Annotated in this window: 16 protein-coding genes; 8 read left to right on the top strand and 8 right to left on the bottom strand. The window is 63.9% G+C overall.

Going from position 1 to position 14,974, the window contains the following annotated elements; all coding sequences use genetic code 11:
• From ACMV18_RS10240 to ACMV18_RS10205, 8 genes are all read left to right on the top strand, one after another.
• The coding region (locus ACMV18_RS10240; RefSeq protein ID WP_420817751.1) for a c-type cytochrome at positions 1-293 on the top strand (293 nt) is incomplete at its 5' end.
• Between the two features lie 17 nt (positions 294-310).
• Positions 311-1,465, top strand: coding sequence for a cytochrome D1 domain-containing protein (locus ACMV18_RS10235; RefSeq protein WP_420817755.1), 1,155 nt, complete (start codon positions 311-313; stop codon positions 1,463-1,465).
• 1 nt (position 1,466) lies between these two features.
• The gene (locus ACMV18_RS10230; RefSeq protein WP_420817750.1) at positions 1,467-2,510 is read left to right on the top strand and encodes an Lrp/AsnC family transcriptional regulator; all 1,044 of its coding nucleotides are present in this window, start codon (positions 1,467-1,469) and stop codon (positions 2,508-2,510) included.
• A complete protein-coding gene (locus tag ACMV18_RS10225) occupies positions 2,494-3,027 on the top strand; it encodes an Lrp/AsnC family transcriptional regulator (RefSeq protein ID WP_420817749.1) in 534 nt (177 codons plus the stop codon). The genes ACMV18_RS10230 and ACMV18_RS10225 overlap by 17 nt, the downstream gene beginning before the upstream one ends.
• The gene (locus tag ACMV18_RS10220; protein WP_420817748.1) at positions 3,014-3,496 is read left to right on the top strand and encodes an AsnC family transcriptional regulator; all 483 of its coding nucleotides are present in this window, start codon (positions 3,014-3,016) and stop codon (positions 3,494-3,496) included. The genes ACMV18_RS10225 and ACMV18_RS10220 overlap by 14 nt, the downstream gene beginning before the upstream one ends.
• Positions 3,497-3,511: 15 nt before the next feature.
• Entirely contained in the window at positions 3,512-4,783 is a 1,272-nt protein-coding gene (nirJ, locus tag ACMV18_RS10215) for a heme d1 biosynthesis radical SAM protein NirJ (protein WP_420817747.1), read from the top strand.
• Positions 4,784-4,821: 38 nt separating this feature from the next.
• A complete protein-coding gene (locus tag ACMV18_RS10210) occupies positions 4,822-6,369 on the top strand; it encodes a cytochrome D1 domain-containing protein (RefSeq protein ID WP_420817754.1) in 1,548 nt (515 codons plus the stop codon).
• Position 6,370: 1 nt separating this feature from the next.
• Positions 6,371-6,775, top strand: coding sequence for a ribonucleotide reductase subunit alpha (locus tag ACMV18_RS10205; RefSeq protein WP_420817746.1), 405 nt, complete (start codon positions 6,371-6,373; stop codon positions 6,773-6,775).
• A gap of 9 nt (positions 6,776-6,784) precedes the next feature.
• Here ACMV18_RS10205 and ACMV18_RS10200 read toward each other — a convergent pair whose 3' ends face one another.
• From ACMV18_RS10200 to ACMV18_RS10165, 8 genes are all read right to left on the bottom strand, one after another.
• A complete protein-coding gene (locus tag ACMV18_RS10200; RefSeq protein ID WP_420817745.1) occupies positions 6,785-8,050 on the bottom strand; it encodes an NnrS family protein in 1,266 nt (421 codons plus the stop codon).
• Entirely contained in the window at positions 8,040-8,489 is a 450-nt protein-coding gene (gene ubiT, locus ACMV18_RS10195) for a ubiquinone anaerobic biosynthesis accessory factor UbiT (RefSeq protein WP_420817744.1), read from the bottom strand. Before ubiT ends, ACMV18_RS10200 begins: the two co-directional genes overlap by 11 nt.
• Positions 8,486-9,382, bottom strand: a complete 897-nt coding sequence (ubiV, locus tag ACMV18_RS10190; protein ID WP_420817743.1) for a ubiquinone anaerobic biosynthesis protein UbiV — start codon at positions 9,380-9,382, stop codon at positions 8,486-8,488. The genes ubiT and ubiV overlap by 4 nt, the downstream gene beginning before the upstream one ends.
• A gap of 9 nt (positions 9,383-9,391) precedes the next feature.
• Positions 9,392-10,405: a ubiquinone anaerobic biosynthesis protein UbiU gene (ubiU, locus tag ACMV18_RS10185; RefSeq protein WP_374255790.1), complete on the bottom strand. Its 1,014-nt coding sequence runs from the start codon at positions 10,403-10,405 to the stop codon at positions 9,392-9,394.
• A 21-nt stretch (positions 10,406-10,426) separates the two neighbouring features.
• Positions 10,427-11,128 (bottom strand): Crp/Fnr family transcriptional regulator, encoded by a 702-nt coding sequence (locus ACMV18_RS10180; protein ID WP_420817742.1) that lies wholly within the window; start codon positions 11,126-11,128, stop codon positions 10,427-10,429.
• Positions 11,129-11,269: 141 nt separating this feature from the next.
• Positions 11,270-13,180: a nitric oxide reductase activation protein NorD gene (locus ACMV18_RS10175; RefSeq protein WP_420817741.1), complete on the bottom strand. Its 1,911-nt coding sequence runs from the start codon at positions 13,178-13,180 to the stop codon at positions 11,270-11,272.
• Positions 13,180-14,154: a 4Fe-4S binding protein gene (locus ACMV18_RS10170; protein ID WP_420817740.1), complete on the bottom strand. Its 975-nt coding sequence runs from the start codon at positions 14,152-14,154 to the stop codon at positions 13,180-13,182. The genes ACMV18_RS10175 and ACMV18_RS10170 overlap by 1 nt, the downstream gene beginning before the upstream one ends.
• On the bottom strand, positions 14,132-14,953 hold the full coding sequence (locus tag ACMV18_RS10165) for a CbbQ/NirQ/NorQ/GpvN family protein (protein WP_420817739.1): 822 nt from the start codon (positions 14,951-14,953) through the stop codon (positions 14,132-14,134). The genes ACMV18_RS10170 and ACMV18_RS10165 overlap by 23 nt, the downstream gene beginning before the upstream one ends.
• Between the last annotated feature and the right edge of the window lie 21 nt (positions 14,954-14,974).

Below are 14,974 nucleotides of genomic sequence, written 5' to 3'. Positions count from 1 at the left end.
CACAGGCTGAGCCCTCACCGGCTCAGCCTTCTTTTTCTCGTCAACGCGAATTGATCCGCATCGTGCGTCAGGACTGTGGCTCGTGCCACGGCATGCGCCTGACCGGTGGCCTGGGCTCGCCGTTGACGCCCATCGCTTTGCGTGATCGCCCGCTGGCATCACTGGTCGCAACCATCATCCATGGCCGACCGGGCACCCCCATGCCGGGATGGCAGGCGATGCTCAGCGAAGACGATGCCACCTGGATTGCCCAGCAACTGCAATCCGGATTTCCAGAAGAGCAACGCCCATGAAGATCCTGCAACGATTGATGGCCATGGGGCTCAGCTGCGTGCTGGCAGCCTGCTCGACCACGCCGGTTGGCACCGGAGACCTGGGGGTGGTGATCGAGCGCGCCACGGGCACAGTGGCCGTGGTGAACACCAGCCAGCAGACGGTGCTGGGCGAAGTGACAGGGCTGGGCGATTTGTCGCACGCCTCGGTGGTGTTTTCGCGTGACGGTGCCAGCGCCTATGTGTTTGGGCGCGATGGTGCGCTCACCAAGGTCAATGTGCTGACGCGCCGCATCGAAGCGCGCACCTTGCAGGCAGGCAACAGCATTGGCGGCGCCATCTCGCAAGACGGCAAGCTGGTGGCCGCACAGAACTATGAGCCTGGTGGCGTCAAGGTGTTTGATGCCCAGACGCTGGCGCCCGTGGCCGACATCCCTGCTGAATACGCGCCCGGCAAGCTGTCTCGCGTGGTGGGGCTGGCGGATCTGCCCGGCAAGCGCTTTGTGTTTTCGCTGTTTGATGCGGATGAAATCTGGGTGGCCGACCTGAGCCAGGATCCACATGCCCCGACGATTCAGAAGTTCACGCAAATTGGCCATCAGCCCTACGACGCGCTGGTGACGCCCGATGGGCGCTATTACATCGCCGGCTTGTTTGGCGAAGATGGTCTGGCCTTGATCGACCTGTGGGCGCCACAACCCAAGGCCCGCAAGATCCTGCAAGGCTATGGGCGAGGCCAGACTCCGATGCCCGTCTACAAGATGCCGCATTTGCGAGGCTGGGCGGTGGCCGGTCGCCATGCCTGGTTGCCCGCCATCGGTCGTCATGAAGTGCTGGTGGTGGACACCGAAACCTGGCAGGAAGTGGGCCGCATCCCAGTGGCCGGTCAACCTGTGTTTGTGATGGCCCGCCCGGATGGGCGACAAGTGTGGGTGAACTTTGCCGTACCCGACTATCACCGCGTACAGGTCATTGACACCCAGAGCCGCCAGATCATCCGGACGCTGGAACCCGGCAAAGCCGTGTTGCACATGGAGTTCACGCCGCGGGGCGAAGCCGTGTGGATCTCGTCGCGTGACGCCAATCTGGTGTCGGTGATCGACACCGACAGCCTGCGCACGCTGACCACCCTGAGTCTGCCGGCCCCCAGTGGCATTTTCTTCACCAGTCGCGCTGCGCGCATGGGGTTTTGACATGAACTTGTCCGATCGTCCCGCACTGGATCAGGTGTTGCTCAATGACTGGCAGCATGACTTCCCGCTCAGCAGGCAGCCCTTTGCCGAGATCGCACAGGCCACCGGTTGCGATGAAGCCACCGTGCTGGCCACGTATCAGCGGCTGATTGCCGACGGCACCATCAGCCGCATTGGCGGGGTGTGGGGGGCCGGGGCGGGCGGTGCAGCCATGCTGTGCGCGCTGTCGATTCCGCCAGCGCAACTGCAAGACGTGGCACAGCACGTCAACGCCATTGCAGGCGTGAACCACAACTACGAACGCGAGCACCGCTACAACCTGTGGTTTGTCATCACCGGGGCCGACCGCGACAGCATTCACCACGAGGTCGATGCGCTGGACCACCTGACGGGCCTGCGCACGCTGCGCCTGCCCATGGTTCGCCCTTACCGCATTGATCTGGGTTTTGACCTGCGCAAGACGGCGCTGCCTACACACCCCGGAGAACGCCAGGCGGTCCGCGCCAGCCGATCGGCCACGCGACGTGTGCAAACCCATGAAACGGCCTTGGCCGCCTTGGTGGAAGAAGGCTTGCCGCTGGTGAGCCGACCTTATGACGCTTGGGCCGATAGCCTGGGTTGGGCGCCAGACAGGGTGCAAGCGGTCATTCAGCGCTGGGTCGCGCAGGGCACATTGCGTCGCATGGGCGTGGTCGTGCGGCACCATGATCTGGGCATCAGCGCCAATGCCATGACCGTGCTCAACGTGCCCGATGCCGAGGTGGATGCCGCAGGCGCCCGCCTGGCGCAACAAGCAGGCGTCACACTGTGCTACCGCCGTGAGCGCGATGCCGACTGGTCCTACAACCTGTATTTCATGGTGCATGGCCACAGCCGCGAGGCGGTGGAACACACCATCCGTCAGGCCTTGGCCCAAGCCGATCTGACGCAGCACGCACGTGAAACCCTGTTCAGTGGGCAACGTTTCAAACAAACCGGCGGGCGCTACTTCCGCAGCCAAATGCCAGAGAGCCGAAAGGACGCACGCCATGCGCAAGTTGCCTGAATTGGGCCGACTCAGTCTGGACCGGATCGACGCTCAGTTGATTGACCGCCTGCATGGTGGCTTGCCACTGACCGAGCGCCCTTTTGCGGACGTGGCCGCCGACCTGCATCTGACCGAAGACGAGGTGCTGGCCCGCCTGCGCAAGCTGCTGGCCGATGGCATGCTGACCCGATTTGGGCCGTTGTTCCAGATCGAGCGCGCCGGTGGTCAATTCCTGCTGGCTGCGCTGGCGGCCCCCGAAGCCGATTTCGAGCGCGTGGCCCAGCAAGTCAACGCCCTGCCCGCCGTGGCGCACAACTATCGTCGCACCCACAAGCTCAACATGTGGTTTGTGGTGGCGGGTGAAACACCCCAGAAGGTGGAAGACACCTGCCAGCAGATCGAGCGCGAGACCGGTCTCACCGTGTACCGCTTCCCCAAAGAGCGGGAGTTCTTTGTTGAACTGCGGCTGAGCGCACAAGCCAGCCTGGCGGCCCAAGACCAATCCCGCCACGGAGGTGAGCATGTCACTCACTGATTTCGACCGCCGCCTGATCCAGGCCACCCAAGGCGGCTTGCCGCTGGTCGCCCGCCCCTATGCAGCCATTGCCGAACAACTGGGCGTGACAGAAGGCACCGTGCGCGAACGCATGGCTGGCATGCTCGACGAAGGTCTGATCCGCCGCATTGGCGCCGTCCCCAATCACTACCGGCTGGGTTACACCGCCAACGGCATGACAGTCTGGGATGTGGATGACGAACTGGTCGACGAATTGGGGGCCAAGGTGGGCGCCATGCCCGCCGTGTCGCACTGCTACAGACGCCCACGCGCCCTGCCTGACTGGCCCTACAACCTGTTTGCCATGGTGCATGGTCACAGCCAGACCGAGGTCGAACGCGAAGCCATGAAGATCCATTGCCTGCTTGCCCAGGCCTGCCGCAGTTTCGACATCCTCTACAGCACGGCAATTCTGAAAAAGACAGGCCTGCGCCTGTCGCACGACTGACGCGGAGGTCACCCCATGTTTCGCATTTCTCAATACCTGCGCGAAGTGGTGCAAGCCGAGCGCGAAGGCGTGTACCCCACACCGCGTCGAGGCGGTGGTGGCGGCCAGCGCCCCGGCCCGGTCGTGATCTGGAATCTGACCCGCCGCTGCAACCTCACCTGCAAGCACTGCTATGCCCTGTCGGCCGACCATGCCTACCCCGGCGAGTTGAGTACCGACGAGGTGTTCACCGTGATGGACGACCTCAAGGCCCACCGGGTGCCGGTGCTCATCCTCTCAGGCGGGGAGCCGCTGCTGCGTCCGGATTTGTTCGAGATCGCCGACCGTGCCCGCCAGATGGGCTTTTATGTCGGGCTGTCGACCAACGGCACGCTGATCGACGCACCGATGGCCGAGCGCATTGCGCAGGCAGGCTTCGACTACGTGGGCATCAGCCTGGATGGCTTGCGCGAGACCCACGACAAGTTCCGCCGGTTGGAAGGCGCATTTGACGCCTCACTGAACGCCCTGCGTCTGTTGCGGGGCCATGGCGTCAAGCTGGGCCTGCGTTACACGATGACGGCCATGAACTCGCACGACCTGCCCGCACTGCTGCAACTCATGCGCGACGAAGGCATCACCAAGTTCTACTTCTCGCACCTGAACTACGCGGGACGCGGCAACATCCACCGCGCCAAAGACGCGCACTTCGCAGCCACCCGTGATGCACTGGACCTGCTGCTGCAAACCGCCTGGCAAGCTGCGCTCGACGGCCGCGACGAAGAATACGTGACCGGCAACAACGACGCCGATGCGCCCTACCTGATCAACTGGTTGCGCACCCACACACCTCAGTGGGCCCCGGCGGTGCGCGATCGCCTCGTGGCCTGGGGCGGCAATGCCTCTGGCCTGCACATTGCCAACATCGACAACCTGGGCGAGGTTCACCCCGACACCATGTGGTGGCATTACCCGCTGGGCAATGTGCGGCAACGCCCCTTCTCGGCCATTTGGGAAGACGTGTCCGACCCACTGATGGCCGGCCTGAAGCAGCAGCCACGGCCCGTAGAAGGACGCTGTGCACGCTGCGTGCACCTCGACATGTGCGGTGGTAACACCCGTGTGCGCGCCCAACAGGTCACCGGCAACTTCTGGGCCGAAGACCCCGGCTGCTATCTGGACGATGCAGAAATCGGCCTCACCGCCGACGCTGCCAGCGCCCGTGTGGCCGTCACTCCCTTCACCAGTCACAAAGGCCACGACCCGCAACGCACCACCATTCCCATCGCCAGCGAGGTGACCCCATGAACCTCGACCTGCTGTGGCGCCTGGCTTTGGCCGGCGGCATGCTGCTGATGGGATGGGACCAGGCGCGCGCCCAGGAACCCGCCGCCCCAGCGGCGCTGTACCAACAACATTGCGCGGCCTGCCACGGCGAGCAGCGCACGGGTGGCATGGGGCCCGCCCTGTTGCCAGAAAGCCTGGAGCGCCTGCGCAAAGCCGATGCCGTGCAGGTGATCACCCGTGGCCGGGTGGCCACCCAAATGCCGGCCTTTGGCGACAAGGTCTCGGCCGACGACATCCAGCGCCTGGCTGGCTGGATTTACTCACCCGCCACCCCGACCCCGCGTTGGCTGGATGAGGACATCGTGGCCTCACGCGTGGCCTACGCCCCCACCCGCCCCGATCAGCGCAAGCCCATCTGGCAGGCCGATCCGCTCAATCTGTTCGTGGTCGTGGAAGGCGGCGATCACCACGTGTCCATCGTCGACGGGGACAAGCTGGAAGTCATCCACCGCTTTCCCACGCGCTATGCACTGCACGGTGGACCCAAGTTCTCGCCAGACGGCCGCTTTGTGTACTTCGGGTCGCGTGACGGCTGGATCACCAAGTACGACCTGTACAACCTGCGCGTGGTCGCTGAGGTCCGTGCCGGGCTGAACATGCGCAACGTGGCCGTGTCGGGCGATGGCAAATGGGTGCTGGCCGGCAATTACCTGCCGCGCAATGCCGTGCTGTTCGACGCCGATTTGAACCTGGTCCGCAACTACCCCGCAGCCACGCTCGATGGCAGCAAGACCTCACGTGTGTCGGCAGTGTATGACGCAGCGCCTCGCCAGAGCTTCATCGTGGCGCTCAAAGACCTGCCCGAGTTGTGGGAGATCTCGTACAACCCGAAGGCCGAGCCCATCCACGATGGCTACGTTCATGACTTCCGCATGGGGGAAGCCATTGCCAAGCCGGGCTACCAGGAGATTCGGCGCACACCGCTGAGCCTGCCGCTGGACGATTTCTTCTTTGACCCGCCCTACCGCCATGTGATCGGCGCCGGCCGCGTGGCCAGCGGCGATGCCAGCGCCCCCACGGCCCAGGTCATCAACCTGGATGCGCGCCAGCGTGTGGCCGAACTGCCTTTGCCCGGCATGCCGCACCTGGGCTCGGGCATTGCGTTCTCCTACCAGGGGCAGTCTGTGCTCGCCACGCCCAACCTGCAGCAAGGCCTGATCAGCATCATCGACATGAAGTCCTGGCAAATCATCAAGCAGATCCCCACGCCGGGACCGGGCTTCTTCATGCGCAGCCACGAACACTCACGCTACATGTGGACCGACGCGATGATGTCGCCCACGGCCAAACACATCATGACCGTGATCGACAAGACCACGCTGGAACCCGTGGCCCAGATCAAGGGCCCCGAAGGCCAGACCTTGGCCCACATTGAGTTCACACGCGATGGCAAATACGCCCTCGCCAGCCTGTGGGAGCAGAACGGGGCACTCATCGTCTACGATGCAGAGACCCTGAAGGAAATCAAACGCCTGCCCATGAGCAAGCCTGTGGGCAAGTACAACATCTTCAACAAGATCACCCGCTCGGAAGGCACCTCGCACTGACATGAACATCTCGACTTTTGACGACCTGCTGCAAGCGGCCCGCCAGCAACCCGACGCGCAGCGACTGCTGCTGGTGTTTGCGGGCGCCGGCCTGCCCGATGATGCTTCGCCCGAACAACGAGCCGCTTTTGCAGCGGGCCACGGTGGCGAACTGACCCCCGTGATGTGCGTGGACAAGACGCCCGAAGAAATCGGCACCTTTGAAACGCTGTGCACCGAAGCCAACCAGTTCGGTCACGACTGGGCCATCGTCTTCGTGGCGGGGATGTCGGGCAAGGGGCGACGCGCTCCGAGCAGCGACGATGCGGCGCCGCACCTTCAAAGCATGGTGGATGCCGTGAAGGTGGGCCAGATCCGCAATTTCATTCCCTTCAACCGCTCCGGTGATGCGGTGCAATTGGGCTGAGCGCCAGGCTCAACCCGGGCGCCCATCCAGACGGGGGCGTCCAAACCAGCGGCCGTAGCGCACGGACCAGCCCCCGACTGCGGCCAGCCAGGCCACCGAAGCAGCGACCAGCACCCACGGGGCACCTTCAGTCCACACCACCGCCACCAGGCGCAACAGCACGGCGCCTTGTAGCACCCAGAACAAGGCCCAGGCCAGGTCGTCGGCCGCCAGGGTGCGCCCGCCATGACCACAGCTGACGCGGGTGGCCATGGCGATGAGCACGCTGCCCAGGAAGCCCATGGTCAGCGCATGCAAAGGCAAGAGCACCACGGCTGGTTGCCCCGCAAAGTGCAGGACCACAGCCAAGGCATCCAGGCACAGCGCCACGCCCAGCCACACAAAGCCCAGATGCAACATCGCCAGCAAGCGCACCTTGAGGCTTTGCACCAACCCCCATCGAATGGCCAGGGCCAACACGCCCAAGCCGGTCAATGCCGAGGTCAACACGCGCACGCTGGCCACGCCAGGAGTGGTTGACCACCCCAAGGTGTCCAGCACCAGCCACAGCCCTTGGAGGCCCAGCGCTGCCAACAGACTCCACAGCAACCAGAAGGGGCGCCAAGCATCCAGCACCGGCAAGGCCGATGCGGTGAAGAAGGGAATCATGCGGTGGGCCACGGTGACGTACACCGGGGCGATGAAGAGCCACAAGCCAGCCAAGGCCGCCCAACGCACCCACTCGAGGTGCATGCTGCCCAGTCCCAAGGCACCCAGCAACATCCAGCCTGCCCCCAGAGAAGACGCCACGGCAATGACCTTGGCATGCACCCGGTCACGCACCTTGCTTCGACGCACCAGCGCCCAGAAGCGCCAGGTCAACAAGCTCCAGCCGACGGTGGCCGCCAAGGCCCCCGCTGCCGCCAGCAGGTGATGCAGGTGCCCGCCGGCCAGCACGGCCAACCATCCGACCGTCAAGGCGGTCACCGGCCCGCGCACTTGCGGTGCGGTCACCTCGGGCATTTGCAGCCACTTGGGACCTGCCGTGAACAGAAAACCGCAAAAGAACAAAGGCATGAAGCCCAGGCTCATCACCAGGGCATGCACAAAGGTGTTGGGCACGGCTGCGGAAGGTGCAAACCAGCCAGTGGCGCGGCCCACCAGTTCATGTGCCCACCACAGTGCCGCAGCAGACATCACCACCGCAGCCGAAAAAAAGGCCAGCCGGTGCGGTGCCGCCATCAAGGTCTGCCAGCGCCAGGGGGCTGGGGCCGTGGCCGTGCGATCAAGAGACATGGTGCGCCCCTCCTTGCGATGAACCGGGCCAGCGAGGTGGCCCGACCGCATCCAGCGTGTTCTTCAAGAGCAGGCCGTACTCGGTGTCGCCCTCCATCACCATGAGGCGATCGAAGAACAGGGTGTCCGGATCGTCCTTGCCCTGCACCAGCCGCCAGTACACCTGCGCCGACGCCTTGAGGCGCAAGGCCACGGGTTCGTGCGCCAAGGCGGGCGTCAGGCCCCTGCTGCCAGCCTTCAGGCGACAGGTGATGCCCAGGTCGTCCACCACCAGCTCCACCACACGCCCCGAGAGCGCCTGCTGCGTGTCGTCGTCCACCAAGGGCCACCACAAGCGATTGAGCGCCTGAGACAGCACCATGGAGGGCGGCCACACCGGCAAGCGACTGACGACCGCACGAATTGTGCCCTTGGCGCGTGCCACATTCAGATCCATCATGATGTCACCCACAACATGCCCGCGCGCTGAGGCTGCGCATAGCCATTCGACAAGGGGCCAGGCAAAGCCAAGCCCTGCACCTGCAGCAAGGCCACCTCGGCGTCCGCATCCCGGTTCATGACCTGATCGAACAAGTGCAACACGTCGGCAAAGTCCCGGGCCGTGGGCGACAAGCGCAAGCGAGTCACGCCCGCAGCTTGAAGTGCCAACCGCATGCCCAGCAGGCATTGCACCGAACCCGATTGTGTCTGGATGCCATTGAGCGCGAGGAAGTCCTGTCCTTCGCGGGTCCGCAAGGCCAGCCCATCTGGGTCATCCAGGCAGCGGAATTCACAGCTGTCTTTTTGCAGACGGTGGTGTCGGGCCGTGAAGCACCGTGCCGACAAGGCCAGGGGCATGCGCCCGAAGGCAAACGCTTCGACCTGAACGCCCGCCACCTCCTTCGCCGCCTGAGCCATGCCGTCCAGCGACAACTCGACCGGCGGCACCCAGCGTACCGCGCCCATGGCGACATACTCAGCCAGGGTCGGCGCGCTGTACACGTTGACATGCAGGCCAATGACCCACGGTGCCCGGCCCGCCAGCAGGCGCACGGCCCCGGCATCGTTGGCTTCCAGCATGTACTCGCCATGCTCAACCCACTTGCGCAAGGCCCGCAGTTCGGCCTCGGTTTCGATCAGGGCCTGCGTGCCAATCACCACCTCTTTGCCTGCTGCGCGCAAGTCCTTGGCCAGGTCCAGCCAATCTTCGGGCTTGAGGGCATGCCGCCGAGAGCACACCACTTCGCCCAGACACACCGTGGCGGCGGGGGAATCAGCAACCTCAGCATAGAAGTGCGTCAGGGTGTCGCGTGACCAGTAGTACTGCACCGGTCCTACACTCAGTTCAAACATCGCGGTCTTTCATTGCCAGGGACGCGAATACGCCCCCAAGGTGTGCTGTTGCCCCTCGGCCAGACGGCCCAGCGAGGTGGTCCAGGCCGGCTGCACCACATAACGCTCGGGCTGGGCCATGCAAGCATCGATCGCCTGGCGCCAGGTGCGGGTCACCTGCTCAACATACGCGGCGCTGCGCTGACGACCTTCAATCTTGATGGCCGACACACCGGCCTTTAACAACTCCGGCAAGATCGACAAGGTGTTGAGGCTGGTCGGCTCTTCGAGGGCGTAGTCCACCTCGCCGTCCACCTCAAAGCGGCCTTTGCACAGCGTGGGGTAGCCGCGTGGTTCATCGGGCGTGAAACGGTCAATCAGGATGCCGCCCAAGCGGGCATCCACATCGGCGCCCACGTTGTCCCAGCGCACCGCAGAGGGCGGCGAGCAGACGCCCGCGGTGTTGGGTGCTTGCCCCGTGGCATAGGACGAGAGCGCACAACGCCCCTCCACCATCACACACAGGCTGCCAAAACCAAACACCTCGATCTCGACCTGGGTGTGACGGATGACATGCGCCACCTGTGACAAGGTCAGCACGCGGGGCAAGACCGCTCGTTGAATGCCATAGCGTTCGCGATAAAACTCGATGGCTTCGTAGTTGGTGGCCGAGGCCTGCACCGACAAATGCAGTCGCAGATCCGGGTGTCGTCGCCGAGCGTAGGCCATCACGGCGGGGTCACACAGGATCAGGGCGCTCACCCCGATGTCGGCGGCCACGTCCACGGCCTCAAACCATTTCTGAGGTGCTGCGGACTGGGCATAGGTATTCAAGGCCATCAGCACCTGTCGACCGCGGTCTCTGGCGTATTGCACGCCCTGTCGAGATTGCTTCAGGTCGAAGTTCAACCCGGCGAAGTTGCGCGCATTGGTCGCGTCTTTCAGTCCCATGTACACGGCGTCAGCGCCGGCGTCGATCGCCAGTTGCAACGACCGCAAGGACCCGGCCGGACACACCAGGTCCGGCCGTTTGTAGGTACTCATGTCAACCCTTTCCTGGGTCCGTCACTGCAAGTGATAGCGCGACAGACCTTGCACATCCAGAATGCGAATGTCCCGACGGTCCATGGCAATCAGCCCACCGTCTTCCAGCTCGCGCAGCACACGCGAGAAATACTCAGGCGTCAACGACAGCAGCGATGCAATCGTGGCCTTGCTCACCGGCAACTGCACCGTGGCCACCTGCCCCGGCACCACATCCTCCAGGGACTGGTCTCGCAAGAGGTAGCCAATCACCCGCTGGATGCCCGAATGCAGCGCAGAGGCCTCCACGTCTTGCACCAGTCCATGCAGGCGGCGCGAAATGCCCGCCAGCATACGCAGCGAGAAGCGAGGGTCGCGCTCAATTTCAGCCATCACGGCCTGCTTCTTGACAGTGAGGACCAGGCTGTCGCTCAAGGTTTGGGCATTGACGATGTAGGGCTTGCCCGTGAACATCAACGCCTCGGCAAAACTGTTGCCCGGGCTGATGAGTTCGATGACTTTTTCGTGTCCCGAGTGCGACAAGGCGTAGAGCTTGACCTGCCCTGCCACCACCACATGAAAGCCCTCACAGGGCTCCCCCACCCGAAACACCTCTTCACCACGCACAAATCGTTTCAGCGCCGCCGATTCGGCAATGCGTTCCAGTTCCGCAGGCCTCATTTCATGAAACAAGGGCAGCACCGACAGGTACGCAGGCACATCCAGTTCTGTGTGTGTTTGCATCGAGATCCTCCTCATCTGTCCATCAGCAATCGCAGCGGATTCTGGAAATCTGTTGCGAGCATTGATTTGAGTTGACGCAAATTTGCCCGGTCGAACTAGCCCCGGGCTTCTACCCTCGTTCTTTGGTAGTAGTGACAAGCGTCATGCCGACAGCATGGCAACGACTTGTGTCAATTTGCCTATTAAATCCTGGGGGCGATGCACCAACGCATAACCCTGCTGACCGAAGAGGTATGGTAAGTAATCGGCGGCTTCTTCGTCAATGGTGATGCAGAAGGGATACAAGCCTGCCTGTCGGGCCGCGTGGACGGCATGGCGGGTGTCTTCCAGGCCAAATCGCCCTTCATAGTGGTCCAGGTCATTGGGCTTGCCATCGGTGAGCAGCAGCAGCAAACGTTGCCGCTCAGGGCGCGCCTCCAACCGCCTGGTGGCGTAACGCAAGGCCGCCCCCATGCGGGTGTAATAGCCCGGTTTGATGGCCCCGATGCGGTCACGCGTCATCGGGCTCCAGTGTTCTTCAAACTGCTTGAGCGCATGGACGCGCACGTTGTCGCGCCGCACCGAGCTGAACCCGAGCATTTCGAAGGGGTCCCCCAATCCGTCCATGGCCTGACCGAAGACGTACAGCGCATCGCGGATCACATCGATGACGCGGGCCTCTTGCGTGGCCCATGCATCGGTCGACAAGGACAGGTCGGCCAGCAACAAGGTGGCCAGGCTGCGCTCGCTGCGCTGGGGGCGCGCAAACACGCGGGGTTCGCCCCATTGCTGCGCCTGATCGCCCTGCGCAGCTTGCTCGGTCATGTGACGCACCCAGGCATCCACCTCCAGGCGCTCGCCACTGGTGTAGCCACTCTGCCAGCGGGGCAAGGCCCGCAGCGACTCCAGCCGGCGGCGCATGCGCGAAGCCGTCACGCGCAAAGGGGGCGGCACCTGCCAGGGCGCGTCTTGTAATTTGGGCATCAACAACTGGATGCCACAGTGATCGGGCAACAAACGGCCTTTGCGATGGTCCCACTCGGGCACGCGGATGCTGGCGTCGATGACCGTGTCGTCGGCCGCGGAACTGGGCAAGTCCAGGTCGAAGCGCACGCGCGAGGCCAATGTCTCACCACCGGGCGCCACGGACAAGGTGTCCATGTCGTTGGCGGCTTGCTGGGCGTTGTCATCCGGATCGTCATCGGTCTGGCGGTTGACGTTCACCAGCTCCGCCCACGACAACAGGGACTCTGTGCGGAAGAACATCATGAGCCCACTGCGCTCATGAGGGTCTTTGGTTTGGCGCGCACGACGGCGCACGCCATCGGTGGACTTGGCCTCATCGCGTGGCGGAGCCTGCCCTTCGCTCGGGGCGGCTCGCCGTGATGGCGCTGCGGTCACCGCGTCAGCCTCATGCGTGACCCATAAGCAGACTGGCAAGGTGTCTGAAGCACCAACGGGGTCAGCCAAGCCCGCAGGCAAGACCTGATCCAATGCGACCGGGCTGCGCCAACTCAAGGTATGACGCAACGCCGTCTGCACCACCTCTTCGGCCTGGGCCTGCTTCCCCTTCAGTTCAGCCACGTCCGGCCGCAGCGCCAGCACGGCACGCACCATGGCTTGATAGCGCGGCACCCAGCCCGGGAATTGATGGAGCACCCAGGCACTGGCATACAGATTGGCTTGCAGCCAGCCGCCTTGCTCGTCAGGGGCAAGCTCGCTCAAGAGCAGACGCGCAGCGCCCTGCCCCGCCAGCCACACATACAAAAAACGGTTGAGCTGCGCATCGTCAAACACCGCGACAGTGGGCGGCAGCGCCAAGGTTTCGGCGTCGAGCACCGGCTGGGCCGATCGCTTGCCACCACCGGCCAGACGCTGCATCCACGTCCTGGGGCCACCATGGCTGCGCTCAGCCGCCGAGGCCAGACGCCACTGCGGCAAGCCACCCAGCGATCGAAAAATCACCGTGAGTTGCGCGCTGACATCCTCCAGGTGAACCGCAGCCTCCGGATGACTGCGATCCGCCATGCGCGTGACCACGCGGTGCCACCACTGACCGACCAACTCTTCCATCAGCGGGGCTCCTTGTCGAGTTGTTCCAGCTTCTTTTGGCGCAAGGTTTCACGCACGGCATCCAGCCCGATCTGCCACTGCAACACCGGGGTGCGCTGCTGCGCCGATTGCGAGGTGTCGCAGCCGCTCAGGCACTGCCCGCACTGCACGCACGAAAACATCATGCGCTTGATGTTGCGCGGGTGCAGGCGCATGGGGCAAGCGTTGTCGCAGGCCGAGCCCACTGGCACATCGCAGGTCTTGCACTCACGCGCGCGCTCACGCGCAAAAGCCACCACCATGCCTTTGGGGTTGGCCATCCATACCAGACTCTGAAACAGCCCCACGGCACAGCCGAATCGACAAAACAGATGACGGGCCAGCACAAATTCGGCCGTGAAGACGCCCGTACCAATCCAGATGAAGCGGGCCTCGCCATCGGTCAGTGTGCCGTGCCACAAATGACTCCAGACCCGGTCTGGCGGCAGCAGATAGGTGAGCAAGGTGATGGCCCACAAGAAGCCCAGCAGCGCACTCAGGGCGACGAACACCGGCCACCACGCCGCTTGCGGCTGCGCCAACTGACCTTGGGCGTTGCGACGCGGCACGCGGTGCTTGTCCCACAGGCTGAATTTGCCCACAGCGCGGTGCAACACCCGGTTGAGCAGTTCCACCGCTGAAAAGTGCGGACACAGCCAGCCGCAATACAGACGACCATAACGCCAGGCCACCGTCAGAAACACCGCCACGACCACCACGATGGGCAACAGCCCCCGCAAGGCCAGGCTGATGCCGGCCTGTGTGGGCGTGATCTGGCCATGCATCAGGGCATCGATCCCCAGCGACCAGCGCATGCCCAGCACCCACAACTGCGTTTCGGTCAGATCAAACCGAAACAGGTTCAGCGCAGGCGCCAGCAAAAACAAGGCAAAGAAGCCTACCTGCCACCGGCGACGATGGACTTGCAGGCGATCAGTCGCACGCGAGGGTGCCACGCACAATCTCCATGAGGGCGGCGGCCGTATCGGCGTCGTCGGTCAACGCATCCACCACGGCGGCGCGGCAGGCGGATTCCACCGACATGCCGGCGCCAATGAGTCGGGCGGCCATCACCAGCAAGCGGGTGCTGGCGGTTTCTTCCAGATCGTGGTCGGTCAGTCGGCGCAAAGCCTGCGCCAGTCGCACCAAGCCTTCGGCCACATCGGCCCGCACACCCGATTCGGTGCGCACGATCTCTTGCTCAACCCCTGCGTGGGGGTAATCGAAGCTCAGCGCCACAAAGCGCTGACGAGTGCTGGGCTTGAGGGCCTTCAGCAAATTTTGATAGCCGGGGTTGTAAGACACCACCAGCATGAATTCGGGCGGCGCGACCAGCAATTCGCCGGTGCGCTCGATGGGGAGCACGCGCCGGTCATCGGCCAGCGGGTGCATGACGACGGTGGTGTCCTTTCGGGCTTCCACCACCTCGTCCAGATAGCAGATGGCCCCTTCGCGCACCGCGCGCGCCAAAGGACCATCCAGCCAGACCGTGCTGCCCTGCCCGATCAGATGGCGACCGACCAGGTCGGCCGCACTCAGATCGTCATGACAGGACACGGTGATCAGGGGCCGCCCCAGCCGGGCGGCCATGTGTTCCACAAAGCGGGTCTTGCCACAGCCCGTCGGACCTTTGATCAACAAGGGCAGCTGACAGCGCCACGCATGCTCAAACAGTTGGCACTCATCGGCCTGAGGGACGTAATGAGGCATCTGTGCGTCTGCCGCAGAGAGTTGCTTGGCGCTCAGCATTTCCATGTTGATCTTTCTGATCCGACG

Origin of the sequence: Aquabacterium sp., assembly GCF_048860245.1 — a bacterium.
Taxonomy (GTDB): domain Bacteria; phylum Pseudomonadota; class Gammaproteobacteria; order Burkholderiales; family Burkholderiaceae_C; genus Aquabacterium.
Note: the sequence above shows the minus strand (reverse complement) of the source record. Positions and strands in the feature narration are given on the sequence as shown.

Excerpts from the sequence above, each read along its gene's own strand:
- ACMV18_RS10235 (WP_420817755.1), top strand. The coding sequence starts at position 311 with ATGGCCATGGGGCTCAGCTGCGTGCTGGCAGCCTGCTCGACCACGCCG.
- ACMV18_RS10230 (WP_420817750.1), top strand. The coding sequence starts at position 1,467 with ATGAACTTGTCCGATCGTCCCGCACTGGATCAGGTGTTGCTCAATGAC.
- ACMV18_RS10225 (WP_420817749.1), top strand. The coding sequence starts at position 2,494 with ATGCGCAAGTTGCCTGAATTGGGCCGACTCAGTCTGGACCGGATCGAC.
- ACMV18_RS10220 (WP_420817748.1), top strand. The coding sequence starts at position 3,014 with ATGTCACTCACTGATTTCGACCGCCGCCTGATCCAGGCCACCCAAGGC.
- nirJ (WP_420817747.1), top strand. The coding sequence starts at position 3,512 with ATGTTTCGCATTTCTCAATACCTGCGCGAAGTGGTGCAAGCCGAGCGC.
- ACMV18_RS10210 (WP_420817754.1), top strand. The coding sequence starts at position 4,822 with ATGCTGCTGATGGGATGGGACCAGGCGCGCGCCCAGGAACCCGCCGCC.
- ACMV18_RS10205 (WP_420817746.1), top strand. The coding sequence starts at position 6,371 with ATGAACATCTCGACTTTTGACGACCTGCTGCAAGCGGCCCGCCAGCAA.
- ACMV18_RS10200 (WP_420817745.1), bottom strand. The coding sequence starts at position 8,050 with ATGTCTCTTGATCGCACGGCCACGGCCCCAGCCCCCTGGCGCTGGCAG.
- ubiT (WP_420817744.1), bottom strand. The coding sequence starts at position 8,489 with ATGATGGATCTGAATGTGGCACGCGCCAAGGGCACAATTCGTGCGGTC.
- ubiV (WP_420817743.1), bottom strand. The coding sequence starts at position 9,382 with ATGTTTGAACTGAGTGTAGGACCGGTGCAGTACTACTGGTCACGCGAC.
- ubiU (WP_374255790.1), bottom strand. The coding sequence starts at position 10,405 with ATGAGTACCTACAAACGGCCGGACCTGGTGTGTCCGGCCGGGTCCTTG.
- ACMV18_RS10180 (WP_420817742.1), bottom strand. The coding sequence starts at position 11,128 with ATGCAAACACACACAGAACTGGATGTGCCTGCGTACCTGTCGGTGCTG.
- ACMV18_RS10175 (WP_420817741.1), bottom strand. The coding sequence starts at position 13,180 with ATGGAAGAGTTGGTCGGTCAGTGGTGGCACCGCGTGGTCACGCGCATG.
- ACMV18_RS10165 (WP_420817739.1), bottom strand. The coding sequence starts at position 14,953 with ATGGAAATGCTGAGCGCCAAGCAACTCTCTGCGGCAGACGCACAGATG.